This window comes from Ectobacillus panaciterrae DSM 19096, from assembly GCF_000430785.1.
Taxonomy (GTDB): domain Bacteria; phylum Bacillota; class Bacilli; order Bacillales; family Bacillaceae_G; genus Ectobacillus; species Ectobacillus panaciterrae.
Map to the genome: position 1 here is coordinate 1 of NZ_AUMR01000180.1, position 2,080 is coordinate 2,080.

Below are 2,080 nucleotides of genomic sequence, written 5' to 3' on the forward strand. Positions count from 1 at the left end.
GCATTAGACGGGCATTACCTCTTCAAGGTGAATTTGGTATCGGTATATATGGACCAGCTATTGATGAATATGGCAATAGCTTAGCGGGTGGCATGTTATTGAAACATATGGCACAAGAATGGGATCTAAGTATTTTCTAAAAGGTATAATGGAATTTATAATAAGTTGTAATCATTATTATGACAGGGCTTCCTATTTACTTTTATTATTAAGAAAAGGTAAAATGAAAGGAATTCCAAAAGAACTTCCTAGCAGAGCTTGGGATGGTTATTTACTTATTATGTATGATATTTGTTTCATACTTAGAAAGTGGTAAGCTTTGTATCAAGGTTGATGGAACTGTATACGGATTTTTAAACAAAATTGGGAAGTGACAATCTTGAACCTCAGTACGTTATTGAAAAAAGACAGCTATATTCTTGTTCTAATGATGTTTACAGTGCCATTAGCAAGCGAATTAAAATTTTATCCTCTAAATGAAACGTTTCGCATCAGTTTTGGTGCACCAACATTTTTCTTCTCTTTGTTATTGTTGCGGAAAATGCCGACAGTATTACCAGGTTTTTTGACGGGAATGGCAGTTGTGGGGTTTCGTATTCTACTAGACTCAATCATGCAGGGAAATTTTGATTGGGCATTCTCTTTCCAAACCCATTTCCCTAGTTTTTTCTATTATTTCACTTATGCTTGCCTCTTTTATGTAGCAAAAATGAACCGCTTTCAAGACCGGACTTTCATAATTGCACTTATTGGCCTCGTAATCGAAATATTGTCTGATTTTGCAGAGTTAATTATGCAATATCTTATATTAAAAACAACGATTACGCTAGCGGGACTAATTGAGATTATTATTATCGCATTTTCCCACAGTTTTATCGTTTTAAGCTTTTTCAATATGATGAAACTGTATGAAGCACAGTCGAAGGAAAGGCAAGTTAGAAAACGAAATGAACACATGATGATGCTTATTTCCAATTTATATGAAGAATCCATTCATTTAAAAAAAACGTTGCGAGATACTGAAAACATAACAAAAAAATCGTATGATCTATATAAAAATTTAAACTGTTCGGAAAATGAACAGATTGATTTTTCGGTCGAAGATTTACGAAGACAAGCATTAAAAATCGCTGGTGAAGTTCATGAGGTTAAAAAGGATAACCAGCGTATCTTTGCAGGACTTTCAAAACTGATTTCCGATGAAGGTCCTGCAGATTATATGGGAATACATGAACTGGTCAACATCATTGTGCGAGCAAATGAGAAATATGCCCGTTTACTGGAAAAAGAGATTCAATTTGTGTACACGATTGAAGGAACTCATCTGCATTACCACGTTTATACGATTTTATCGATCATAAATAATATCGTTGTAAATGCGGTAGAAGTTATCGAAGATAGAGGAACCATCACGATTTTTATTAGTAAGGAGCAGGATGCGATTGAATTCCTGATAAGTGATAATGGTCCTGGTGTTGCACCGAAGCATAAGGATTTAATTTTCAAACCTGGGTTTACTTCTAAATATAATCATGATGGCAACCCATCAACAGGCATTGGACTATCCTATGTAAAAGAAATGGTAGAACAGCTTGAAGGTGAGGTTACATTCCAAAACAGACCGGGGGAAAAAGGAGCAATTTTCATGATTCGATTACCGGTTAAGCACTTAATTGAGGGATAATGACAAACAACTGATGTATGAATTGCACTTCAGGATAGCAGGCATAAAAACAAGCTGTTAAGAAGAACTTAACAGCTTGAAAAGAAAAGCAAGTTTTGAAAGAATAAACGGTATGCGGATTTACAACTTGGTGTGTAATAGGCTTTCCTAAACAACTAAAGCGATAGATAAGATTTTCCTTTAGTTCGGCTAGATTTACACCAAAGCAGGTTGTGTTTCTTCTACTAATGATAATAGACGTGTTTTGATTTCTTCTACATTGGCAGTTTTTTGTGAAACACCAGTTTCCATCGCAGCGTTAGCAACAGCTGCTGCTACATGAGCCGCTACTCTGCGGTCAAATGGATCTGGAATCACATAATCGGCATGAAGCTCTTCATCTGAAATTAATCCGGC

2 protein-coding genes and 1 pseudogene are annotated in these 2,080 nt (G+C 35.6%); 2 read left to right on the forward strand and 1 reads right to left on the reverse strand.

Annotated elements, in window-relative coordinates:
* Both H540_RS32540 and H540_RS0122060 read left to right on the forward strand, forming a co-directional pair.
* On the forward strand, nucleotides 1–140 hold a 140-nt coding region (locus tag H540_RS32540), incomplete at its 5' end, for a glutaminase (RefSeq protein ID WP_211241922.1).
* 230 nt (nucleotides 141–370) lie between these two features.
* Nucleotides 371–1,684, forward strand: coding sequence for a sensor histidine kinase (locus tag H540_RS0122060; RefSeq protein ID WP_028402411.1), 1,314 nt, complete (start codon nucleotides 371–373; stop codon nucleotides 1,682–1,684).
* 195 nt (nucleotides 1,685–1,879) lie between these two features.
* On the opposite strand, the pseudogene H540_RS33840 reads toward H540_RS0122060, so the two are convergent.
* Nucleotides 1,880–2,080: pseudogene (locus H540_RS33840) on the reverse strand (NAD-dependent malic enzyme); the annotation flags it as partial.